This is a genomic window from Clostridium tanneri (genome assembly GCF_033659955.1).
Classification (GTDB): Bacteria; Bacillota; Clostridia; order Clostridiales; family Clostridiaceae; genus Clostridium_AM; species Clostridium_AM tanneri.
Genome location: NZ_JARUJP010000008.1, coordinates 18,329 through 43,134 on the forward strand (window position 1 = coordinate 18,329; position 24,806 = coordinate 43,134).

Annotated in this window: 22 protein-coding genes; 14 read left to right on the forward strand and 8 right to left on the reverse strand. The window is 32.0% G+C overall.

All coding sequences use genetic code 11. The features are described 5' to 3' along the window. Positions 1-59: 59 nt before the first annotated feature. From lon to P8V03_RS08500, 3 genes are read left to right on the forward strand one after another with little or no spacing between them, the layout of a single operon-like run. Positions 60-2,381 carry an endopeptidase La gene (lon, locus tag P8V03_RS08490; RefSeq protein ID WP_318797862.1) on the forward strand — a complete coding sequence of 774 codons (2,322 nt, stop codon included), beginning with the start codon at positions 60-62 and terminating at the stop codon, positions 2,379-2,381. A 57-nt stretch (positions 2,382-2,438) separates the two neighbouring features. After that, a complete protein-coding gene (gene yihA, locus P8V03_RS08495; RefSeq protein WP_261672948.1) occupies positions 2,439-3,035 on the forward strand; it encodes a ribosome biogenesis GTP-binding protein YihA/YsxC in 597 nt (198 codons plus the stop codon). A 52-nt stretch (positions 3,036-3,087) separates the two neighbouring features. Beyond that, positions 3,088-3,888: a CPBP family intramembrane glutamic endopeptidase gene (locus P8V03_RS08500; protein ID WP_261672947.1), complete on the forward strand. Its 801-nt coding sequence runs from the start codon at positions 3,088-3,090 to the stop codon at positions 3,886-3,888. Positions 3,889-3,968: 80 nt separating this feature from the next. On the opposite strand, the gene P8V03_RS08505 is transcribed toward P8V03_RS08500, so the two are convergent. The 4 genes from P8V03_RS08505 to P8V03_RS08520 form a co-directional block, all read right to left on the reverse strand. After that, a complete protein-coding gene (locus P8V03_RS08505) occupies positions 3,969-4,397 on the reverse strand; it encodes a hypothetical protein (RefSeq protein WP_261672946.1) in 429 nt (142 codons plus the stop codon). 57 nt (positions 4,398-4,454) lie between these two features. Then, complete coding sequence (locus P8V03_RS08510) at positions 4,455-4,604, reverse strand: hypothetical protein (protein WP_261672945.1); 150 nt, start codon at positions 4,602-4,604, stop codon at positions 4,455-4,457. Between the two features lie 116 nt (positions 4,605-4,720). Next, positions 4,721-4,879, reverse strand: coding sequence for a hypothetical protein (locus P8V03_RS08515; protein WP_261672944.1), 159 nt, complete (start codon positions 4,877-4,879; stop codon positions 4,721-4,723). Between the two features lie 320 nt (positions 4,880-5,199). Further along, the gene (locus tag P8V03_RS08520; protein WP_261672942.1) at positions 5,200-5,340 is read right to left on the reverse strand and encodes a hypothetical protein; all 141 of its coding nucleotides are present in this window, start codon (positions 5,338-5,340) and stop codon (positions 5,200-5,202) included. Between the two features lie 344 nt (positions 5,341-5,684). Here P8V03_RS08520 and P8V03_RS08525 point away from each other — a divergent pair, with 344 nt between their 5' ends. Then, positions 5,685-6,638: a helix-turn-helix transcriptional regulator gene (locus P8V03_RS08525; protein WP_318797863.1), complete on the forward strand. Its 954-nt coding sequence runs from the start codon at positions 5,685-5,687 to the stop codon at positions 6,636-6,638. A 162-nt stretch (positions 6,639-6,800) separates the two neighbouring features. Here P8V03_RS08525 and P8V03_RS08530 read toward each other — a convergent pair whose 3' ends face one another. Then, the gene (locus P8V03_RS08530) at positions 6,801-7,739 is read right to left on the reverse strand and encodes a VCBS repeat-containing protein (RefSeq protein ID WP_318797864.1); all 939 of its coding nucleotides are present in this window, start codon (positions 7,737-7,739) and stop codon (positions 6,801-6,803) included. 132 nt (positions 7,740-7,871) lie between these two features. Here P8V03_RS08530 and P8V03_RS08535 point away from each other — a divergent pair, with 132 nt between their 5' ends. Continuing rightward, a complete protein-coding gene (locus P8V03_RS08535) occupies positions 7,872-9,104 on the forward strand; it encodes an ABC transporter substrate-binding protein (RefSeq protein WP_318797865.1) in 1,233 nt (410 codons plus the stop codon). A gap of 47 nt (positions 9,105-9,151) precedes the next feature. Here P8V03_RS08535 and perR read toward each other — a convergent pair whose 3' ends face one another. Next, entirely contained in the window at positions 9,152-9,577 is a 426-nt protein-coding gene (gene perR / locus P8V03_RS08540; protein WP_318797866.1) for a transcriptional regulator PerR, read from the reverse strand. Positions 9,578-9,749: 172 nt separating this feature from the next. Between perR and P8V03_RS08545 the strand changes: the two genes are divergently transcribed. After that, entirely contained in the window at positions 9,750-10,709 is a 960-nt protein-coding gene (locus P8V03_RS08545) for a YbgA family protein (protein ID WP_318797867.1), read from the forward strand. 601 nt (positions 10,710-11,310) lie between these two features. Next, positions 11,311-12,648, forward strand: coding sequence for an APC family permease (locus tag P8V03_RS08550; protein ID WP_261672936.1), 1,338 nt, complete (start codon positions 11,311-11,313; stop codon positions 12,646-12,648). Positions 12,649-12,722: 74 nt separating this feature from the next. Here P8V03_RS08550 and pfkA read toward each other — a convergent pair whose 3' ends face one another. Together pfkA and P8V03_RS08560 are read right to left on the reverse strand one after the other, a co-directional pair. Beyond that, positions 12,723-13,685, reverse strand: a complete 963-nt coding sequence (gene pfkA / locus P8V03_RS08555; RefSeq protein WP_318797868.1) for a 6-phosphofructokinase — start codon at positions 13,683-13,685, stop codon at positions 12,723-12,725. Between the two features lie 94 nt (positions 13,686-13,779). Beyond that, positions 13,780-16,122, reverse strand: coding sequence for an AraC family transcriptional regulator (locus tag P8V03_RS08560; RefSeq protein WP_318797869.1), 2,343 nt, complete (start codon positions 16,120-16,122; stop codon positions 13,780-13,782). Positions 16,123-16,572: 450 nt separating this feature from the next. Between P8V03_RS08560 and P8V03_RS08565 the strand changes: the two genes are divergently transcribed. The 7 genes from P8V03_RS08565 to P8V03_RS08595 all read left to right on the forward strand — a co-directional run bounded on the left by P8V03_RS08565 (position 16,573) and on the right by P8V03_RS08595 (position 24,774). Then, positions 16,573-17,562, forward strand: coding sequence for a sugar ABC transporter substrate-binding protein (locus P8V03_RS08565; protein WP_261672932.1), 990 nt, complete (start codon positions 16,573-16,575; stop codon positions 17,560-17,562). A gap of 168 nt (positions 17,563-17,730) precedes the next feature. Continuing rightward, positions 17,731-19,227 carry a sugar ABC transporter ATP-binding protein gene (locus tag P8V03_RS08570; protein ID WP_318797870.1) on the forward strand — a complete coding sequence of 499 codons (1,497 nt, stop codon included), beginning with the start codon at positions 17,731-17,733 and terminating at the stop codon, positions 19,225-19,227. Positions 19,228-19,230: 3 nt separating this feature from the next. Next, the gene (locus P8V03_RS08575; protein ID WP_261672927.1) at positions 19,231-20,277 is read left to right on the forward strand and encodes an ABC transporter permease; all 1,047 of its coding nucleotides are present in this window, start codon (positions 19,231-19,233) and stop codon (positions 20,275-20,277) included. A gap of 74 nt (positions 20,278-20,351) precedes the next feature. Continuing rightward, positions 20,352-21,587 carry an NAD(P)-dependent malic enzyme gene (locus P8V03_RS08580; protein WP_261672926.1) on the forward strand — a complete coding sequence of 412 codons (1,236 nt, stop codon included), beginning with the start codon at positions 20,352-20,354 and terminating at the stop codon, positions 21,585-21,587. Between the two features lie 58 nt (positions 21,588-21,645). Beyond that, positions 21,646-22,674: a type II glyceraldehyde-3-phosphate dehydrogenase gene (locus P8V03_RS08585; RefSeq protein ID WP_318797871.1), complete on the forward strand. Its 1,029-nt coding sequence runs from the start codon at positions 21,646-21,648 to the stop codon at positions 22,672-22,674. After that, positions 22,659-23,927, forward strand: coding sequence for a phosphoglycerate kinase (locus P8V03_RS08590; RefSeq protein WP_318797872.1), 1,269 nt, complete (start codon positions 22,659-22,661; stop codon positions 23,925-23,927). The genes P8V03_RS08585 and P8V03_RS08590 overlap by 16 nt, the downstream gene beginning before the upstream one ends. Position 23,928: 1 nt before the next feature. Beyond that, positions 23,929-24,774: a transketolase gene (locus tag P8V03_RS08595; RefSeq protein ID WP_318797873.1), complete on the forward strand. Its 846-nt coding sequence runs from the start codon at positions 23,929-23,931 to the stop codon at positions 24,772-24,774. The last annotated feature ends 32 nt before the right edge of the window (positions 24,775-24,806 follow it).

Sequence of the window (24,806 nt, forward strand, 5' to 3'; positions counted from 1 at the left end):
TTATATCCTGAACATGAATTTACTTTTATTAAATTATTATTTGAAGTGAGGGGAGAAATATGGATAATGTTGAAAAAGTTCTTCCTCTAATTCCGCTAAGAGGTATTACTATATTTCCACATATGGTTTTGCATTTCGATGTAGGTAGAGAGAAATCTATACTTGCCCTTGAGGAAGCAATGCTTAGAGAACAAAAAATATTTCTAGTGGCTCAAAAGCAAGCAAAAATAGAAGAACCTAATGAAGATGATATTTTTAAAATCGGAACCATTTGTAATATAAAGCAGATATTAAAGTTGCCGGGAGACACTGTACGTATATTAGTGGAAGGTGAAAGCAGAGGAAGATTAGCAGAATATATTAAAAAGGAGCCTTTCTTTGAAGCTAAAATTGAAGTTTTAAAAGATGAGTTAATTGTAGAGAATAAAGAGGATGAAGCACTTATTCGAGCAATAAGAAAAAGCTTTGATGAATATGTAAAGCTATCAGGAAATGTACCAGTAGAGACTATAATTACATTGGATGAATTAGAGGACCCTGGAAGAATGGCAGACATAGTCAGTTCTTATTTAATGCTTAAGCAAGAAGCTAAGCAGGAACTTTTAGAAGCATATACTATAAGCGAAAGGCTTAAGATGCTTTTTGATATATTAAATAATGAAGTGGATATTTTAAAGCTAGAGAGAAAACTAGGACTAAGAGTTAAGACTAAATTAGATAAGGTTCAGAAGGAATATTACTTGAGAGAGCAGCTTAAGGCCATACAAGAAGAACTAGGTGAGGATGACGAGGATAAAAAGGAAATAGCAAAATATAAGAGCAAAATTAATAAGGCAAAGCTTCCAAAACCAGTTAAAGAAAAGGCATTATATGAACTTGATAGGCTAAAGAATAGTGGAACTTATTCTTCAGAAGGCGGAGTTATAAGGACTTATCTAGATTGGATTTTAGATTTACCATGGAATAATACTACTAAAGATAACTTAGACATAAAGGATGCTAGAAAGGTTCTAGAGGAAGAGCATTATGGATTGGAAGATGTAAAAGACAGGATAATTGAATACTTAGCAGTGAAGCAAATGAGTAACTCCTTAAGAGGACCAATACTATGTCTTGTAGGACCGCCAGGAGTAGGTAAGACTTCCATAGCTAAGTCTATAGCACATGCTTTAAATAGAAATTTCGTAAGAATGTCTCTAGGTGGAGTTAGAGATGAAGCTGAGATAAGAGGTCATAGAAAAACTTATGTTGGGGCTATTCCAGGAAGAGTTATTTATGGAATGAAACAAGCCAAGTCTAAAAATCCATTATTTCTATTAGATGAAATAGATAAAATGAGTAGTGACTTTAGAGGCAATCCAGCAGATGCTCTTTTAGAGGTTTTAGATACAGAGCAAAATAGTACTTTTAGGGATCATTATCTTGAACTGGATTTTGACCTGTCTAATGTATTATTTATTACTACAGCTAATAGTTTAGATACTATACCAAGACCTTTACTTGATAGGATGGAAGTTATAGAGGTATCAGGGTATACAAGTGAAGAAAAGTTTCATATATGCAAAAAGCATTTAATACCTAAAAGATTAAAAGAGCATGAAGTAGATGAAAGTAAAATTAAGTTCTCGGATTCATCCATATATCATATTATTGATCGCTACACTAGAGAGTCAGGTGTTAGAACTCTTGAAAGAAAATGTTCTACTGTAATAAGAAAATCCATGGCTGAAATGATAGAAAAAAACAAAGACAATATAATGATTACTATAAATAAGGTTAAGACATATCTTGGACCAGAGATATATAGCTATGATAGGGCAGAGGAAGAGGACAAAATAGGCGTAGTAATGGGTATGGCATGGACAGGATACGGTGGAGATACTTTACCGATAGAAGTATCTGTTATGAAAGGAACGGGAAAGCTAGAGTTAACAGGCCAACTTGGTGATGTAATGAAGGAATCAGCAAGGGCAGGTTATAGTTACGTTAGAGCTAATGGACATAAATATGGAATAGAAGAAGAGTTCTATAAGAGCAAAGATATACATATACATGTTCCAGAGGGAGCTGTTCCTAAAGATGGCCCTTCAGCAGGTGTAACAATGATTACCGCTATGGTATCTGCTCTTGGCGGTAAAAAGGTAAGACATAATGTTGCAATGACTGGTGAGATTACTTTAACAGGTAGAGTACTGGCTATTGGAGGCCTTAAGGAGAAAAGTCTTGCAGCTTATAGAGCTGGAATTGATACTGTAATAGTACCAAAAGACAATGAGAAGGATATACTAAAAGTACCAAAGACTATTAAGAGTAAACTTAAATATATACTTGCAGATAATATTGATATTGTACTAGACAATGCTTTGGTTAAAGATGAATAGGATTTTTATTAAAAACAAGTTAACACTAAAGTAAAACTTGTAGACGGAGATGAATATATGGAGATAAAACAAGCAGAATTTATAACTTCAGCAGTAGTAAGAACTCAATACCCTGAAGATGGTAGAGCGGAGATAGCCTTTGTAGGAAGATCTAATGTTGGGAAGTCTTCACTGATAAATACCTTAACTAATAGAAGAAAATTGGTTAAAGTAAGTGGAACTCCAGGTAAGACAAGATTAGTGAATTTCTTTCTAATAAACAACGAATTTTACTTTGTAGATTTACCAGGCTATGGTTACGCGAAAGTATCTAAGACAGAAAAAGAAAGCTGGGGAAAGGTAATCGAGACATACTTAGTACAGCGAGAACAGCTAAAGAAGATAGTACTTCTTGTGGATTGTAGACACAAACCATCAGCAGACGATATAACAATGTATAAATGGATAAAGTATTATAACTATGATACTATTGTTGTTGCTACAAAGATTGACAAATTAACAAGAACTGAACTACAGAAAAATTTAAGATTAATAAAAGATACATTGGAGTTAAAGGATAATGATCAATTATTAACTTTTTCCTCCCTAAAAAAGCAGGGAAAAGAAGAACTTTTGGAAGTTATTCAAGAGACATTAGATAAAAGTGCAAGATAATATAAAGACTATATTATAATAAGTGTTACAACTTAAGCAGGGAGAAAATAAAATGAATGGAATTAGTTTAGTTAAGGATGCTCTTGTATTTTTGTTTGTTTATATTCCTCCACTTATTCTGTTTATAAGATTTTGGAGAGAGAGACATAGGAGCAAGGTATTAGCAGTACTGTTAAGTCTTTTATATATAATATTTTCATTTTTCACTCAGAACCTGCTTCCATTTATTCTTGTAATTTTTAATATTATGTATTTGAAATCTTCCAATAGAGAGTGGGACGTATTTAGAAATGATTATATGTCCATAAATAATATTCAGTATAGTAGAAGGAGCATAAGCAGCAGAGTTAGAGAAGATTATGAAAGATTCAAGTTTAGTTTAAAGGAGTTTAGACTATTCTCAGCTATAAGACTAACAGCGATTTCATACTTGATAACAATTTTTATATCTATTTTTGAATCAATAATGTTGTCCAATTATAAGGTTGAAGCAGAACAGCAGGAAATAGTTACATGGATGGCAAACATGCCTTTAGGAAAGTTTTTAATTATAGTTCCTATTGTCATAATATTTGCCCCAGTTCTTGAAGAGTTTGTCTTTAGATGGTTATTCTTTGAGAAGATATTTAGACCAAGAATAGGAGTATATTTTGCAGCAATACTAAGCAGCCTAATTTTCGGATTTATTCATTTTAACTTAAAGGCATTTCCACTATTAATATGGATTGGAGTATATAATTGTTATTTAATTCATAAAAAAGGATATTGGTACTCTGTGTTTAACCATTTCGTGTTTAATGCTATAACTACCACGATGCTATTACTAGAAAAGTTAGGAACAATGAATTTATAAATAGAGTTAAAAAGAGTAAAGACATGTCAATATTATTATGACATGTCTTTAATTTATGGATAAAAACTATATTGCACTACTTATTTTTTACTTTTCTTATCTCTTTTGTGGTCTTTTTCATCGGAATTATTTCTAGCACTATCTAGGTTAGATTTTAAGAAGTCATATATTGCATCGTTATCATCAGAAGATAACTGTAGGTTTTTAACAGCTTTTAGTAATTCGTCTTGGATGTTTCCATTTTTTCCGCCATCTACTTCATCAAGCTTATCTGCTAAAGCTGAAAGTTGGGATTTAAGTTTATTTTCATCAAATTTATTTCCACCATTTTCATTAGCTATGTCATTTAAATCATAATTACGGAGCATAGAACTTAGTTGATTTACATTCATGTTATTTGCTCCTACCAATGTAGAAACTAATGATATAATTTGATTTATATCTATGCTTTTTAATAGTTCACCAAGATTTAGGTTGTCAACAAAGCTTTTGCTGCGATGTTTTCCCATTTTATCACTCCTTTATATTAAGGAGAGCTATCTAAGCTCTCCTATCAAGTAATTATACTATCTCCATCCAAATCTTCCTGCAGCACCTATTACTATTAAAACAGCAAGAACTATTAAGATAGATAGACGAGCAGCTCTAGTTCTTCTGAAAGCTAATAGTATTATGCCTATTATAGCAACTAATGCTAATAATTGATTTCTACGCATATCCTAACCCCCCTTTCTGGGCATTGGCTTTATTTAAGTCTCTTTACTTTATATCTTCTGTTTTTATTACTCTAGAACCTTTGTTTATATCCATACACTAATTTTATATTTTTAGCCTAACATCTTCTTCTTCTTCTTCCTTCTCCAGTTGTACCTGCAATAATTAAAATAGCAAGAACGATTAATAGAGCAAGATAAGCTCCTCTTCTTCTACCGAATAATAATAGAAGTAATGCTATTAAAGCAGCTAATGCTAGTAATTGTTGATCACGCATACTTTACCCCCCTTTCTGGGCATTGGTTTTATTTGAGTCTTTTTACTTTACATCATAGGTTTGATTAATCTTTTATCTTAGGCTTAGGTACCTGCTTGTCTTTTGTTTGCCTTATACTACATAGTATTCATCATTAAGAAAGTTGACACAGATTCTATGAAATTTTGTGTTAAAACATTTGTTGTATCTTTTGTATATAAAATACCTGTACTTTAGTTACTTCACAGTATATATTATGAAGTTTAGTAATACTTGACACAAAAAATGTTTTAAAACTGGTATAAAGTATATTGGTACATTAATTCTTTATTATTGATTAGTTATCTTCTTCCGGTTGTACCAGCTACGATCAAGATAGCAAGAACAATTAATAGAGCAAGATAAGCTCCTTTTCTTCTACAGAATATTAATAGCAATAATGCTATTAAAGCAGCTAATGCTAGTAATTGATGATCATGCATGCTCTAACCCCCCTTTCTGGGCATTGGTTTTATTTAACTCTTTTTACTTTACATCTTAAGTTTTAATTAATTTTTTAGCTTAAGGTACAGGTAATCGCTTGTCCTTTGCTCATAGTACATAATATTCAGTTTTAGGAAATTTGACACATATAATTATGGAATTTGCACTTGAAAATTTTTATCATATTTTCTTCAATTGCTGGAATCAAAAATATCGTCAGGTTATACTTTGAATAACTAGTAAAAAGTGTCTTAAAATTTATACAATAATATACTAAAAAAAACGACAAATAAAACGATATAAATATAGATTAGTATAATAATTACGCTGGGGGTAAAGCATTATGTCTAAGATATCTCATTTGATGGAAATGATAATTACACTTCAATATAAGGGTCTTACAACTGCATCAGAATTAGCAGATACTCTAGAAGTAGATAAAAAGACTATATATAGATATATAAGTAGCTTAAATAAGGCTAATATACCTGTTCATACTAGAAAGGGAAGATACGGTGGCTTCTTCATAGATGAAGAATTTTATATGAAACCATCAAAACTTAGTGAAGATGAACTGCAAAGTCTATTAATGGCTTCGGAAATACTTACAGAGGAAAATGGGTTTACAGGAGAAAAGCAGTTAAAAAGTGCTGTAGCCAAGATAAAGAATTTGTGTATAAATAAAGATAGTAATTTACAGCATTTAAATAATAGTGGAGATTTTAAGATAAGCGAAATCGGAAGTTTACAGGGCCTTGAGGATAAAATTTCAAAGATTAATTACGCAATGAGTAGAGGACGTACTTTAAGCCTTCAGTATTTGTCCATGAGCAAAAATAATTTAACCATTGAAAAGTTAGATTGTTATAATTTAATATTTAGAGAGGGAGGATGGCATGTAATTGGATATTGCCATAAAAAAGATTCTGTAGAAACTTTTAGACTGTCAAGGATTAAGAGCATAGAAATAACAAATGAAATATATATGAGACCTTACAATTTTTCATTAAAAGACTATTTAAAAGATAACGAAAAATTATTTAAGGGAGAAAAGATAAAGGTAACTGTAAAATTTCACAGGGAAGCTGCAGACTTTATAAAGAATGGAAGCTGGCACGTTAGTGAAGAACTACAGTCCTTAGAAGAGGACGATATACTATTTAATTTATATGTAGATGAAACTGATGAGTTAAAAAAGTGGATAATGGGTTTTGGGAAAAATGCAGAAATTATAGAACCTCAGTATCTTAGAGAGGAAATAAGAGAAGAATTAGAAGAAATGTGCAAAAAATATTAAAATTTTTGTATGAAGGTGAATAATTTTTAAGGAACGGGACAATATAATAAATGTAATTGGAGATAAAATCTCCATAAACATCAAATGATAAAAATCTTCATTTGATGTAATAACCCCCCATCCCCCTTGGGACCGTAAAACGGTCCCTTTTTATTTTTTACATTATTTAAAATACATGGAAGTAATTTTAAAGTAGAAATTATCTTTGCTATTTTCATCCTTAGTTAACAGGAGATTTATTGTGTAATTTTTTACTGTGTTACTATTTAGGTTAGAGACACCCTTAAAACTTAGAGTCCAGAGAACTTCAGATACTTCGCCATCTTGATTGCACTTATTCTCTGTAAAAATGCCATCTTGAAATACGTAACTATTGTTATCACCAGCTAACTTATCAATTACAGACAAACTTGATTTATCTAGTGTTGGCACAAATATATCTTTAGGCCTGTAGGATTCATTATGGGGAAGACCTTGTACAAATTTGACAAAGGAACAAATAGTATCTTTACCCATAAATACGTTATTAGTTTCATAATTATAATTCTTAAATTTATAATTAAGAAATATATAGTTTGATAGTGTTATATCGTCATTTTGGAGTTTTCCAGAGATAACTTTAGGCGTTTTGTTATTTTTACAGTCTATAAAGCCCAGTATGTTATTTGTGTTTGAAAATAGGTTTTCAAATTTGCCGTCATTCCAAATAAAAATATGTTGAATGGGAGTATCCTTATTAGACGACTGAATAAAAATTTCAGGAATCTTATCTCTAGAAACATCCATGAGGGTAACTCTCATTGGCCAATAGCTAGAATAGTGACCGATTGGGGGAGAGTTTTTGTCTGTTTTAATAGAAAAACTTTTATCTTTAGTTTTTACCTCAAGGTCATACTTTTCACCAATTTTTTTTACAGATAGTATGTCCTCTTTTCCATCACCGTTAAGATCTGCTTTTATTGCTGTGTCGTTTAAGATTTTATTGAAAGTTGGTGAATAGTTTTTAGAAACTAACAAGATTAATAGCAGTATCAAAATAATCAGTGTTAATAGTAAAAAATAGATATATTTTTTCTTTAGAAAAATTACCCTAAATTTCATATATTTCACCTCCAGTTAATTATATGAAATTATTATATATTTAATTATTATGCACAAAATAAATTTACAATACTTATCAACATAAAAATAAGTAATTTAATTGACAGTTACTAGAAGCGAAAGGAGGAAAATATGATTGTTAGAAGAAGAGGATTAGCAATGCTTTTACTAATATTATTATTAATCAATATTAGTGGATGTGGTAAGGGAAAAGAGACAGCCAAAGAAAAACAATTGAACATATATATTGATACTAAAGATAAAGGATCCTTAGATATCCTTAAATTCATTACTGAAGAATATAAAAAGGATAATGGAAAGGTGAAAGTAAATGTTAACAACCCTATTGGCGGAAAGATAGAAGAAGATATAAGTAAAGGCGGAGAATCAGATATTGTTTTCACTTCTAGAAATAATATGATGAAGCTAAGTAAAAAGGGTCTTTTAAGTGATATGGATAGCTATTATGATGAAAATAAAATAAGTGAAAGATATTATACTGTTGTAAAGGCATATGGAAGATTCAATGATAAATACTATGGAGTACCATTAATACCTTATACAATTGAAATTCTATATAACCAAAAGGCACTTGATAAGTTAAATATTAAGCCGCCATCAAATATAACTGATTTTGGAAGTATGTTAAAAAAGTTAGGTGAATCAGGAAAAAGAATTCCAGTTATAATACCAGAAGACTTAGATATAAATAATGGGCTCTTTTCTATAATAGTAAATAATAAGGTGAGTATGAGAAAGTTAGAGAGTATATATGATAGTGGAGCATCTGCCTATAAATCCTTAAACGAGATGCAGCAAGCATTTGATACATTATCAGATTTAAGTAAAGCTGGAGGTATAAATAAGAATACTTTTGAAATTGGAAATGATAGTACTGTAGATAAATTTGTGAAAGGAGATATGCCATTAATAGTAGCTACATCCCACTATGCTAAAAGCTTTAAGGATGAAAATATAAAGGTAATAGGAGAGAATATGGGGGATTCCTCAATAAATTTCAATATACCAGTTGTAACAGAATCAATTATGTCTGTTCCTCTAAACCATAAGAATGGAGAAGAAGTGACTAATTTTATAAAGTTTGCTCTAAGTGATGATACTCAAAAGAAACTGGTGGAAAAGGGGTTTATAACTGGAAATAAGAAGGTTAACAATTCTAAGGGTGGAGGCGTAAAAGGTAGTGTCATACAGCACTTACAGGAGAGTACTGAGGATGGTGTTGCATTTGTATATAACATACCAGAAAAGTTAAAGGGCAGCATATCTTCTAAGGTCGATGAAATATTATCAGGAAAACAAAGCAAAAAGGAATGGGAAGAAGCAGTAGATGAAGCTTATAGATAAAGAGCAGTTTATACACTAAACTGCTCTTTATCTATATAAACATATTTTTAGTTTTCTTTAGCGTCTTGTTTGCAAGAACTACAAATACCGTAAAAATATATTTGATTAGCTATTATATCATAGTCTGTAAGATCTTTAACTTTATCATTTAGGTCAGTAAAGCAAATACCTTCTACATCATTTACTTTTCCGCAATTTAGACATTGTATGTGAGAATGAGGACATACATTTCCATCATATCTAAAGTTACCTTCACCTACATTTAACTCTTGAACCAGGTTTACTTCAACTAAGGTTTTAAGAGCTTTATAAACAGTAGCTAAGCTCATTGTAGGATACTCTGGTTGTAGAGCTTTATATATTGTTTCAGCAGATGGATGTTCATTTGTAGATTGTAAATATTTGTACACAGCGATACGTTGAGGAGTAAGTTTTAACTTTTTTTCTCTAAAGATATTAGCTAGGTTATCCATATACACCATCCTTACTATATAATTAATTATATCATATAATAAAAATTATTAATTGTCAAAAGTATTTTATTGGAATTAATTCATAAACATATTTTTTAGAGTTTTACAGAAAATAATTAGACAGGAGTAACATTCATCAGTTTTACATTAGAAAAGTAAGGAGATGAAATTATTGGAGGTCAAACCCATTGTAGTAGTAAGCAAATGTCTAGGGTTTCAGGCATGTAGATATAACGGACAAATTGAAAATGATGAGTTTGTAAATAAGTTAAATGACTATGTTAGATTTGTACCAGTATGTCCGGAAATAGAAATAGGATTAGAAATACCCAGGAACTCCATAAGAGTAGTAAATATTGATGGAGATTTTAAAATTATTGAAACTAAAACAGGAAGGGACTTATCAATAATGATGAATGATTTTTCTAACACATTTCTAAATAACCTGGAAGAAGTAGATGGGTTTCTATTAAAAACTAGGTCTCCTTCTTGTGGAATTAAAGACGTAAAAATATATAGCAGTATAGATAAGGGAGCAGCAGTTAGAAAGGGAAAGGGTTTTTTTGGGGGAGAGGTAACAAAAAGATATCCTAATCTAGCTGTTGAAGATGAAGGGAGGTTGAAAGATTATAAAATTAGAGAACACTTTTTAACAAAATTGTATACAATGGCTAGATTTAGAGAACTAAAAAAGACAAATTCCATTGTAGAGTTAAAGAAGTTTCATAAATATAATGAGCTGCTACTCATGTACTACAATAAAAAGGGATTTAGAAAGCTGTCCGATATAATAAAGAAAGAAAGTGAAGAAAGCACAGAAAGAATTATTAAGGAATATGAGTATTATTTGGGACTAGTCTTGGCAAGGGTGCCCAGATATACATCAAATATTAGCTTAATGCTAAGCATTATAAAAGTATTCCAGGATAAAATCTCAGAAAGAGAAACCGTATTTATATTAGATGCTTTAGAAAAATATAGAAGTGGAAATATACCTTTTTCAGTTCCTTTATACTTAATAAAAGGATATTTAATAAGATTTGAGGTTTTTAGTTTTATTAATCAAAGTTTTTTTGAACCATACCCTCACAGCCTTGTGGAAATGAGGGATTCTGGGAAAATATTAACATAAAAATTTATAAATAAAAGTTTATTAAAATAAATGAAACTATATTTGACTAAAAAGTCTTCAATATTTTACGCTTATTTAAAAAAATAATTGTGCTGAAAAAAATAGATTGTGATAAATTCAATTTTTAGAAATAAAATTATATTTATATGGCATAACAATAAGGTTATTAGGGAAAGTCTATTAATAGCTAAGCAATATTCTAATAATTTTTTACAAAATCTCAATAAAACCTAATAAAATTATGCTAGCTTTGTTAAAATAATGATTTTCCAAAGAGAAACTTTAATAATCCATATTACAATACAAAAACCGTTGTGAATAATTGAATTCATATTTAAAAATAGTTTTAATAAAAACAATGTTTAGTTTAAGTTTTATATTTAAAAAGTTACAATATTCGAGTTTTTTCTCTTCACAAAACGACTTTATACTTGTAATTTCATACTTATGATATCAGAATTATGATGATTAATACAACAATTAGGTATAAAAATAAAATTATTGCGAAAATTACACTTGATTTAAACTGTAAAACATGTTAAGATTTTATCGAAATAAAATATATTTAATAAAAAATTTTTGTAGGGAGGTAAATCGTATAATGAGCAAAAATGAATTAAAAAAAGAAATCGGTCTCGTACCCGCCCTTGCAATCGTTATCGGTATGGTTATAGGTGGAGGAGTATTCTTTAAGCCTACAGCTGTATTTACTGCGACAGGCGCACCAGGACTAGGTATGATGGCGTGGGTTCTAGGCGGAATAATATCCGTAGCTGGTGGACTTACAGCGGCTGAAGTATCTGCTGCAATTCCAAAAACAGGTGGTATGGTAGCTTACTTAAATGAGACATACGGAGATGTTTGGGGATATCTTTTAGGTTGGGCTCAGACAGTAATATATTTCCCAGCAAATATCGCAGCTCTTGGAATAATATTTGCAACACAAGCAGTTTCATTATTAGCATTAGGCGACGGAATGATAATTCCAATAGCAATTATAACTACTATATTCTTAATATGCATGAACTCATTAGGATCAAAAACAGGTGGAGCTATCCAAACTGTTGCAACTGTTGCTAAGTTAGTACCTTTATTTGCAATAATATTAGTTGGTTTAACAAAAGGTGATGGTGGAGTAGTAAGATTATTCCCAATGACTGCTGCTGATCATCCGATAGGTACAAGTCTTGGATCAGCACTTGTAGCTACAATGTTCGCTTATGATGGATGGATAAACGTTGGAGCTATAGCAGGAGAAATGAAAAACCCAGGTAAAGATTTACCTAAGGCAATTATTGGTGGTATATCAGTAGTTATGGCAATTTACCTATTAATAAACGTTGCTTATCTATTCGTATTACCAGCAACAACACTAGCTGCAACTAAGACACCAGCTGCAGACGTAGCATCAGTAATATTCGGACCAGGTGGTGGAAAGATTATTACTATAGGTATTCTAATCTCAATATTTGGATCATTAAACGGATATATAATGACAGGAATGAGAATTCCATATGCTATGGCAGTTGAAAATAAACTACCATTCAGTAACTGGTTAGGAAAATTACACCCAACTTTCAAAACTCCAATAAACAGTGGTATATTAATAGGTGTTATCTCAATACTATTAATATTCTCAGGTAAGTTTGACCAGTTAACAGACTTATTAATATTCGTAATTTGGATATTCTATGTTATGACATTCTGTGCTGTATTTACTCTTAGAAAGAACAGACCAGAATTACACAGACCATATAAAGTTCCTCTATATCCTGTAATACCAGCTATAGCTATAATAGGAGGTTTATATATAATATTAAACACTCTATTCACTCAACCTATGAATGCAGGATTAGGACTTGTAGCTACTTTAATAGGATACCCAGTTTATAAATCAAGAAAAGATAAGTTTATAAAATCTGATGAAGATATAGCTTAATTTTAGATAAGTAAGGCTGTAAGAAGATAATCTAGATAGATTTCTTCTTACAGCTTTTTTTACTATTAAAAATCTTAAATTATAGAGAATTCCTTTAAAAGTTCATAGCACTCAACATTTAATTCTTTTTTAGAAGCTATAGCATCATCAATATCTACATCAATCATGAAATTTCCTCTGATACCAATTGCTTTTGAGGTGCTCTCTTTTACTAATAAAGTTATGGATTTTGCACCCATTCTACTAGCAAGTATTCTATCAAAGGCAGAAGGGCTACCACCCCTTTGTATAAAGCCGAGCATTGTAACTCTTGTATTAATTCCTGTTTTTTCCTCTATCTCTTTTTTTAGTTGCAATGGATCATACAAATTTTCAGCTAGTATAATAATATTATTTAGATTTCCCTTAGCTTTATCCTCAAGGAGTTTTTGGCAAACTGAGTTAACTTCTATTCCCTTTTCTGGTATAAGTGTAATTTTAGCGCCTCCTGCTATCCCAGCATATAGGGCTATATCTCCGCAATATCTTCCCATAACTTCAATAATAGTAGCCTTTTCATGGGAGATAGTAGTATCTCGTACTTTACTTATACAGTCTATAACTATATTTAATGTGGTATCAAAACCAATTGAATAGTCTGTATAACCTAAGTCGTTATCTATTGTTGCAGGTATAGCTACTATTTTAACGCCTAATCTGTTTAATCTTGACGCGCCTTTGAAGGAGCCTTCGCCCCCTATAACTATCAAACCTTCTATTCCAAGTATATCTAAAACATTTAGTGCCTTTTTTTGGCCATCATCTGTCATAAACTCCTGGGACCTTGCCGTTTTGAGGATAGTTCCTCCTTTATCAATAATATCTTCAACTACTGAAGGAGTTAAATGTTTAAATTCCCCATTAATTAATCCCTTGTAACCCCTTTCTATACCTATTACCTTAATGTTATTGTAAGCTGCAGCTTTTACAACGGCTCTTATAGCCGCATTCATTCCTGGTGCATCTCCACCACTTGTTAAAACTCCTATAGTTTTCAATTACTATCCCTCCATAGTATAAAAGTTCTATATACCCTTTATTTATTATTAATGAAAAAATAACATATAATAAATGGCTAGTGCCAAAAGTTTTCTAGCCTCGGATTTTGAAGGTGTTTCTATACTGATTAGGCGAAATACCATATTTTTTCTTAAATGCAGTATAAAAATAATTACTATTACTAAAACCAACTTCAGTAGATATTTCAGAAACTGTTAGGCTAGTTGTTTCAAGTAAAACCTTTGCCTTGTTAAATCTCAACTCAGATATATAAGTAGATAAAGATTTATTCTCTGTAGTCTTAAATATTGCTCTTAGATAGCTAGATGAGATATTTACATAGTCGGATATAATATCTACAGATAAATTTGGGTTATTATAATTTTCATTTATATAAGCTATGGTATTTTTTATAATATCATTTTTTTTGTTTGATTTTTTCTCATCTAATTGAGTAATAGAGCTTGTATATAAATCAATAAACCAGCTTTTTACCTCGGTAAAGGTTTCTAGTTTATCTAAATTGTTTAAGAAACTTTTAAGGTTAATGTTTGAACTCTCATTATTAATGTTGTACAAAGTATCAATTAGTTTTTTTGAATGTAATGCTAATTGAGATATTCCAAGGAGCATATTGCTGTAAGAGTAAGAACTTATTTTTTCTAGTATTCTGTCCAGTTCCTTTTCCATGTTTTTTATATTTGCTAGCTTAACTGCACTAAATAAAGCGTTTTCAATCTCATCTGGATACTGATACTCACTATTTAAGTTTAGGATGATTTTATCATAATTTAATATAGAGCCTGAGCCAAATTTTAATGTGTAATTTAAATAGTTCATAGCAACTTCATAAGAAGTAGATATTTTGTATAAATTATCAGCACAACATCCTATAGCAGCAGATAGAGAAATATTATAAAACAACATAACGTAGTTCTGAATTTCTTTTATAAGATTTTCAACTAAGTCTAAATTTTCAAGGCTTCCTCTGTCTGATGTGTTTAAAATAAGAGAAATATGTTTTTTACCTATAGATATACATTCACTATTATAAGCCTTTGAAGAAACATCCTGACATATGTTGCATATTCCAAACCTTAGAAGTTTTCTGTCTTCATGAGAATATTTAGAGTAAAACTCAGAAATTTGATCAATCTTAAATAAGATAACTAAATTAGTTCCTTCTGATACTTTAATATTTAATTCATCTAACCTTTCTTTTATGTCTTTGAAATTTGTTAAATTATTTAGTAAGAGACTTTCTATTAACCGATTTCTTAAAAATTTTCTATCCTCAAAGGAAAGTTTTTTTAAGGAAATATTCTCATTAAATACTGAATCTATAGCTAAAGATAAAAAATCGAATTCATTTGATTGTATTTCGCCTATCAGATTATGTTTTATAATTTTATTTTCAACATCTTTTACAATTCTCCCTATAGGCGAATATATTTTTTTAGATATGAAGTAGGAAACTATAATACCTATAAAAAGCAAGCTTATAAAGATTATTAACATTAGATGATTCATTTCCTCCATACTTCCTAGTAACGTATGATATGGAGCTACTGCTATAAGCTTTAAACCAAGTTTATCTGAAGAATTATAAGATATTACACAAGGCTCACCATTTATGTCTGATAAAAAACTACCTTTAGAATTATGTTCATTAAGTATAGTTTTTACGTATTCAAGGGATGAAACATTTTTAAGAAACATACTTGAATTTGAGTGGAAAATTATATTTCCAGTGTTATCAATAGCGAATATATCACACTTATCCTTAGAAATAGTTTTAAAGTATTTTTCAATTTCATCTACAGATAAATTTAAAATTATAGCTCCATCCGGCAAGTTATTTTTAGAATTCTTAGTATTAGAAAATGTGATAGAAAGAATATTTCTATCATATTTCAAGTTGTCCTTAGATAAAAAACTTACTTTTCTTGGAGTTAAACCTGTACTAAAGCCGTCAGAAGAATCACTGATAAGGGGTAAAAGACCCTTATCATAAAAGTTGTTGATGTCTACAGTTTCACTTATAGAGCTATACACCTTTCCACTATTATTATTGTAGACATAGACTGAGTGAATAGATGGCAAAGGAAAATTCAATTGAAGTATCTTCGAATTTTCGTTAGAACTATAATAATTATTTTTACCGTAATACATTAGGCTATATATATCTTCGTTTAGGTATAACTGATATAAAAACAGCTTGGACCAATTTAATATGTAGTCTGTATAATAAATAGCTTGATTTAGTGTTTTTTCAGAACTTCCTATGGAGTTTTCTATTAGTTGATTTTTATAGCTATTATATAGAACTGTGGTTGTTATAGAAAGTATCAGCGAAGTAAGTATTATGTAAGATAGGATTAGTTTTATAAAGGTACTTTTTAAATTAATCTTTTTATTTATTAAAAAACCTTTCATTATCTCTTTCCTTTCCTAAGTATTATTTATATTTAGGACTAATTTATACACATATCCTATTCATTTTTAAATAAAAAGTCATAAATAAAAGTAATAGATTTATATCTATGTACATAGTAATTGGGAAAGTTAAAGAATGTCTGTCTCAAAAATAAAAGTAATAATAATAAACTATACATTGATAGAATAATTATATCAGAAAAGTTAAATAATGGAACGGTATTTATATTATTATTTTATTCAAAAAACAAAGAAAAAATTAAAAGTAAAAGTTTGAAGCTTTAAAAAAATGAATTATTATAAACATGCAGAGGGAAAAAATGGCGTTTTTCTACGGTTGTACTAAATATCTTTCACATAAATTAATATATAGTTTCGATAGGAGGAGGGTAGTACAGCTTATAAATTGCATTTATAAATTGAAACTTAATTAAATAAGGGGGAATTTTAATGAAGAGGTATGGAAAAATTTTAGGAATACTTGCTATTACAGCGGTATTATCATCAACTTTTGCTGGTTGTGGAAATAAGGCAGCAGATAACAGTCAGCAGACATCAGGTAGTAAGGATGGAAAGACTAATGTAGCAGTTGTATTAAAAGCGTTAAATAGTGATTACTGGAAAATAGTTCAGGCTGGAGCAATGGATGCTGGTAAGGCTTTAGGAGTAGAAGTAAAGGTGCTTGGTCCAAATGATGAAACTGATATAGCAGGGCAAACATCTATTATGGAAGACCAAATAACTAAAAAAGTATCCGTATTGGTGGTAGCACCATCTCAACCAAGTGCAGCATTAGCTACCTTTGATAAGGCTGATGAGGCTAAAATCCCTGTTGTACTTATAGATACTGATGCAAAGTGGGATAAGAAGAAATCTTTTGTAGGAACAGGAAACTTAGCTGGTGGTAAACTTGGTGGTAAATTCTTAGCTGATAAAATTGGAAAGGGAGCAGAAGTAGTTATTATAAGAGGAGCATTAGGTGATGCAACTCATGATGAACGTGTAAACGGTGCCAAGACAGAACTTGAAGCTGCTGGAGTAAAAGTAGTAGAAGTACAACCTGCAAATAGTGATAGAAACAAAGCTATGTCCGTAATGGAAAACTTATTACAAACTCATCCTAATGTAAAAGGCGTTTTCTGTTCAAATGACGAGATGGCTTTAGGTGCTGAAAGAGCTCTTAAGCAAGCTAATAAAGCTAACGTAGCTGTAGTAGGATTTGACGGTTCTCCAGATGCTTTAAAATCAATAAAAGCAGGAGAACTTACAGCATCAGTTGCACAAAGTCCATATAATATAGGAAAACTAGGTGTTGAAACTGCAGTTAAGGCTGCAAAGGGTGAAAAGGTTGATGTTAGAGTTGATACTGGAACAAGTGTAATATCAAAGGAAAACGTAGACCAAGCTCAAGCAGACTTAGATAAGATTTTGAAAAAATAAGAATAACATAGCCATATTATAGCTTTTATAAAGCAAAGCAATTAAATTGAAAGATGAGCCCAACTAGTAAAAACTCCAACGGAGTTACAAAATGAAATTGCATCAAAATACTATGTTGGGCCCATTAAATAAGTTTTATAGCTTACAAAAATTGAGGTGGTTTGAATAATGGAAAAACCGTTTATTGAGCTAAGAGGTGTTTCTAAGATTTTTCCGGGAGTACGGGCCTTAAATAACATAGACTTAGATGTATATCCAGGAGAGGTACTAGGACTAGTTGGGGAAAATGGTGCAGGTAAATCTACATTAATTAAAATTTTAACAGGAGCTCATAAAAATGATGAGGGGCAGATATTAATAGAGGGAAAAGAAACTAAAATTAATGGACCTAAGCATGCCATGGAATTAGGTATAACAGCTATCTATCAAGAATTAAATATTGTTAAACAGCTTACTGTGGCAGAGAATGTATTTCTAGGCAGAGAGTTAAAGAATAATGGTAGATCTGGATTGCTTAATATAAAAGAAATGAGGAAAAGATCCTCAGAATTATTGAGAGAATTAGGTCAGGAGATTGATCCTAGAATAGGTATAGATAGATTGGGAATGGGAAAGCAGCAAATGGTGGAAATTGCTAAAGCCCTTAGTGTTAAAACAAAACTTCTTATAATGGATGAGCCTACCTCCAGTTTAAGTAACAGAGAGGTAAGAGAATTGTTAAGAACTGTAAAAAATTTAAAAAGTAAGGGTATAGCTATAATATTTATATCTCATAGACTTGATGAAATAATGGAGATATGCGATAGAGTTACCGTAATGAGAGATGGAGAAAAGGTAAAGACTCTTCCTATTAGTGAGGTTACTACTGATGAGTTAATTAAGCTAATGGTTGGAAGAAATTTAGAGCATCAATTTCCAAAGGTGAACACAACCTTAGGAGAAGAAGTTTTAAGAGTTGAAAATTTGAAAAGTACAGGAGTATTTGAGAGCATAAGCTTTAGTGTTAGAAGAGGGGAAATTTTAGGTCTAGCAGGACTTGTAGGGGCAGGAAGAACAGAGGTTGCTAGAGCAATATTTGGTGCAGACCGGATAAACTCAGGTGACGTATATATTCATGGTAGAAAAGTAAGAATAAAGTCTCCTGAGGATGCTATGAAATCAGGAATTGCATTTCTTACGGAGGACAGAAAGGGACAAGGTTTGATTCTTGGCAATACTGTTTCCTTCAATATGAACATTTCTTCATACGATAAAATAAAATCTAGGTTTCTATTGAACATGAAAAAGTCTAAAGAAAGATGCAAAGAAAATATCAAAAAGCTAAATATAAATCCTCCGTCAGAAAAGTTTATAGTAAGACAGTTAAGTGGAGGAAATCAACAAAAGGTTGTTATAGCAAAGTGGCTGAATACAAAGGCAGACATATTTATCTTTGATGAGCCTACTAGAGGAATAGATGTAGGGGCAAAGGTAGAGGTTTACAACGTTATGAATGAGCTAGTCTCTAATGGTTCAGCAATAATAATGATATCTTCTGAAATGCCAGAGATACTAGGCATGAGTGATAGAGTTATTGTTATGCATGAGGGAAGGATTACTGGAGAATTTGCTAGAGAAAATGCAAACCAAGAAAATATTATGAAAGCAGCTTCAGGGGGGGTGTAATTAATGGAACAAGAGAGAAAAAAGGATAGGTTTAACGTATCAGAAGATAAATCCTTAAGAGCAATTTTATCTAAATTTGGGTCTTTACTAGGATTACTATTGCTCTGTGTTATTTTAACTTTTGCTTCAGATCAATTTTTAACTTTTAAAAATATCATGAACATAGCAAATCAATCAGCACTGAATAGTTTAATCTCAGTAGGTATGCTGTTAACTATACTAACAGCAGGGATAGACTTGTCTGTTGGTTCTGTATTAGCTTTATCTATTTGCGTAATGGCAGTAGCAATAACAAAATGGCACCTTAATGCTATGATGGCAATTATACTATGTCTAGTAGTTGGCTCTTTTCTAGGGTTTATCAATGGGATACTGCTTACAAAATTGAAATTACCTCATCCATTTATATCTACGTTAGCTATGAAAAATGTGGCAGCAGGCTTGGCACTTATAGTTACAGGAGCATCACCGATATCAGGTTTTTCTAAATCTGTTCAATTCTTAGGTTCAGAGAAAATAGGTCTAATTCCAGTTAGTTTTATATTAGTTATAGCTGTGTACGCTATATTTCACATATTTTTGAATAGAACTGCTCAAGGAAGATATATATATGCAGTTGGAGGTAATCCAGAAGCTGCAAAGTTATCAGGAGTTAATGTATCAAAAACTCTAGTTCTAGTCTATTCTCTAAGCGGTTTTATGGCAGCCCTTTGTGGAATAGTTTTAGTAGGAAGAGTTAACGCTGCTTTTCCGCTGGCAGGATTAAACTATGATGCGGATGCTATTGCAGCCTGTATCATAGGAGGGGCTTCCTTCATGGGTGGTTCCGGTACAGTATGGGGTACACTAATAGGTTCTATGATTATGGCTGTACTTAGAAATGGACTGAATCTTCTAGGGGTACCAGCAGACGTACAGACTGTTGCTATAGGATTAGTTATAATTGGTGCTGTTTATGTGGATGTTTTAAGAACTCAGGCTCAAAAGAAGGCTAAGACAAATTCAAATAGCAACACAAATACTAATACACCGGTTAATGTAAAAGCATAAAAATTGGAATATTATTCATACAATAAAGAGTTTCTATCTAAAATTGAAAATAGCAAGGACGGGAGGAAAAAACATTGGAATTAAGAGAAAGAGCATTAAAATTTCATAAAGATAACAAAGGAAAAATTGCCTTAAGGTGCAAGGTGCCGGTAAAGAATAAGGAGGACTTAACTCTTGCATATACTCCAGGGGTAGCAGAACCCTGCTTAGAGATTGAGAAAAACTATGATTGTATATATGACTATACAGCAAAGGGAAATTGGGTAGCTGTTGTTACTAATGGAACAGCTGTACTGGGACTTGGAGATATTGGTGCAGCAGCAGGGCTTCCAGTTATGGAGGGTAAAGCTGTTTTATTTAAATCCTTTGGAGGAGTGGATGCTTTTCCAATATGCTTAGAAACTAAAGACATAAATAAGATTGTAGAGACGGTAAAACTTATGGAATCTGCTTTTGGCGGCATAAACTTAGAGGATATTAAGGCACCGGAGTGTTTTGAAATAGAAGATAAATTAAAGGAAATATGTAATATACCAATATTTCATGACGATCAGCATGGAACTGCAGTGGTGTCTTCTGCCTGCCTAATTAATGCCCTAAAAATTACTAATAAAAAATTTGAAGATTTAAAAGTGGTTATTAATGGTGCTGGTTCTGCTGGAATTGCTATAACAAAGCTTCTGTTAAAGATGGGAACAAAAAATATAATACTTTGTGATACTAAGGGAGCTATATATAAAAGCAGAACAGAGGGCATGAACAAATATAAAGAGGAAATTGCTCAAATAACAAATCCTGACCAAGAACAAGGTAATCTTGAAAAGGTGTTAAAGGGAGCAGATGTATTTTTAGGAGTTTCAGCAGCAAACTGTGTAACACAGGAAATGGTTAAATCAATGAATAGTGACTCAATAATAATGGCGATGGCAAACCCAAACCCAGAAATACTTCCTAACTTAGCAAAGGAAGCAGGGGCTAGGGTTGTATGCACTGGAAGATCTGATTACCCAAATCAAGTTAACAATGTCTTAGCTTTTCCAGGAATATTTAGAGGGGCATTAGATGTTCGTGCTAGCGAAATTAATGATGAGATGAAGATTGCAGCAGCCTATGCAATAGCAGAACTTATAAATGAAGATCAGTTAAGAGAAGACTATGTTATTCCAGAGGCCTTTGATTTGAGAATAGCACCAAAGGTTGCTTTATATGTGGCGAAGGCTGCTATTGAAACAGGCGTTGCAAGAAGAAAGGATATTACTCCAGAAATGGTTGAAGAGCATACAATTGAACTTCTTAGACAAGGTCTATAAGAGATAGATTTGTCTAAAAAGAGTATAAGTATAATTTGAGTTTTAGGAGGAATTAAGAATGATAAAAGTAGGAGTTGCTGGATACGGCGTTATTGGACAAAGATTAGCAGATGGAGTTGCCCTGCAAAGGGATATGGAGCTTGTAGGGGTTGCTGATGTTTCGCCTACTTTAGCGGTAAGAGCTTTAAAGGAAAAGGGTATGCCTTATAACTTATATAATGCAATGGCTGGAAACGAAGGATTATTCAAGGAAGCTGAAATACCTATAAGTGGAACACTAGAAGATTTGATTCAAAAATGTGATGTAATTCTTGATGCTACCAGTGCTGGTATAGGTGCTAAAAATAAGGAGCTTTATAAAAAATACAATAAAAAAGCAATATTCCAAGGTGGAGAAAATAATGATGTAGCAGATGTGTTTTTCCATGGCTATGCAAACTATGAGAAAGGTATAGGAAAGCAATTTTTAAAGCTAACATCCTGTAATACTACTGGATTAATAAGAGCAGTAGACTGCATAGATAGAAAAGTTGGTGTAAAAAAGGTTGCAATTACCATAATAAGAAGAGTTGCAGATCCAGGAGATTACCACAGAGGGCTTACTAACGCACTTCAAGTAGATAAGGCTCCAAGCCATCAAGCCTTAGATCTTATGACTATAATGCCTCATGTAGATGCTACAGGGATACTTGTTCATACACCGGTAACTCACGGCCATATAATTACTGTTGTAGCTACGCCTAAGGAAGATATATCAAAAGAAGAGCTATTAGATATCTTTAGTCAGCATCCAAGAATAAGAAATGTAAGACTTGCTGATGGATTCTTAGGAAATGCGTCTTTATTCAGGTATGCAAGGGACCTTGGAAACCCAAGAGGAGATATGTATGAAATAGCTGTATTTGAAGAGTCTGTTGTTAAGTCTGGTAAGGATATAATGTTTGCTATAAATATTCCACAGGAAGCGGTAGTTATACCAGAAAATATAGATGCGATAAGAGCAGCTATGGAAATGCAAAGGGATAGAATTGAAGCAGTTACAGAAACAAATAAGTATTTGGGGTTGGGAAAATGGATGTCAAAGTAGATGTTGGAATAAGGTCTATGGAGGAGTTTGATTATAAGGATAAAAGAGTTTTATTAAGGCTTGATATAAACTCTCCTATAGACATAGAAACTAAAAAGATTGTAAGTGAAAATAGAATAAATAAGAGTATTCCTACAATTAAATACCTTATAGACAGGGGAGCAAAAGTAGCTACAATTGCTCACCAGGGAGATACACTGGACTATCACAATTTAATACCAATGAGAGAACATGCAGAAAAGTTATCACAAAAGCTAGGCAGAGAAGTTAAATATATTGACGATGTTTGTGGTCCTGCAGCACAGGATGCAGTTAAGAATTTAAAATCAGGAGAAGTAGTTCTCCTAGGAAATCTTAGATATCTAACAGAAGAAATATCAACCTTTGAGGATGCAGTAAAACTTGAGGCTAAGGATATGCTGAATACCTATTTAGTAAGAAGTCTTGCTCCAATAGTAGACTTCTATGTAAATGATGCCTTTGCAGCAGCTCACAGAAATGCTCCTTCAATGGTAGCCTTTCAGGAATTACTTCCTACGGCAACAGGTTTGCTTATGTTTCAAGAGCTAAGTGCGCTTACAAAGGTTATGGAATGCCCGATCAAGCCTTCTGTTTTTGTACTTGGTGGACTTAAGATATCTGATGCCTTTGGAATGATGAAACAAGTATTAGAAAATGGCACTGCAGACAAAATATTATGCTGTGGAGTTACAGGCAATATTATGTTGATGGCTAAGGGCTATAACATAGGAGAGGTTAATGAAAAATTTATTAAGGATAGAAAACTAGATGTATTTATAGGCTCTGCAAAGGAGTATTTAGAAAAGTATAGTGAAAAGATAGTTTATCCTCTAGATTTAGCCTATGAAGAAGGTGGTATGAGAAAAGAGACTTCTATTGATAAACTTCCTTTAAACCATATGTTTATGGATATAGGTTGTGAAACTATAGAGTTGTTTAAGAAAGAACTCTCTAAAGCAGGGACTATATTTGTCAATGGACCAGCAGGAGTTTATGAAAATAAAATCTTTGAAAATGGAACTAAGGGAATATGGACTGCTATAGCAGAAGCAAAAGGATATTCTGTTATAGGTGGAGGAGATACTGTTAGTGCCGCACAGCGTTTTATTGATACGTCAAGGATAAATTATGTTTGTACTGCTGGTGGTGCTATGGTTAGGTTCTTATCTGGAGTAAAATTACCTTTAATTGAAGCAATGAAAAAGGCTTATACACGGGAAGTGGAGGTATAGTATGTTAAGCTTAGAAAAAAAGAAGGAGCTAGAAGGACTGGCTCTTAAAATAAGGATTGAGACTATAAGAACCATTGGCACCTTAGGTTTTGGACATATGGGAGGAGCTATGTCAGTAGTTGATACATTAGCAGTTCTTTATGGTGACGTAATGAATATAGACCCGAAAAATCCAAGCTGGGAGGAAAGAGATTGGCTTGTATGCTCAAAGGGACATGCCGGCCCTGCGGTATACTCTACCTTAGCATTAAAGGGCTACTTTCCTAAAGAAGACCTACTTACCCTAAATAAACCAGCTACTCATTTACCAAGCCACTGTGATAGAAATCTTACTACAGGTATAGATATGACTACAGGCTCTCTAGGTCAAGGTGCATCAACAGCTCTAGGAGTAACAATTGGAAACAGACTAAAAGGAAGAAGCAATTATATTTATCTAATTCTTGGCGATGGAGAAATTCAGGAAGGTCAGGTATGGGAAATGGTTATGTGTGCTGCCCAACAAAAGGCAGACCATCTTATAGCCTTTGTTGACTATAATAAGCAGCAATTAGATGGATTTACAAAGGATATAAATGATTTAGGGGATATAGTGGCTAAATTCCAAAGCTTTGGATGGTTTTCGCAAGAGGTTTGTGGCCATGATGTTGAGGAAATATACAATGCAGTTATTAAAGCTAAGGAGAATAAGGGAAAACCTTCGGTTATAGTGCTTAACACTATAAAAAGTAAAGGTTATTGTTTTGGTGAAGGCATTGTAAGTAACCACCATATTACAGTAAGCGAAGAACAGATGAAAGAAGCTATAAGACTTTTAGAAGATAAGCTGAAGGAGGTGGAGAAATAGTGGTTGTAAAATTAGCTGAAAAAAGAGTAAAA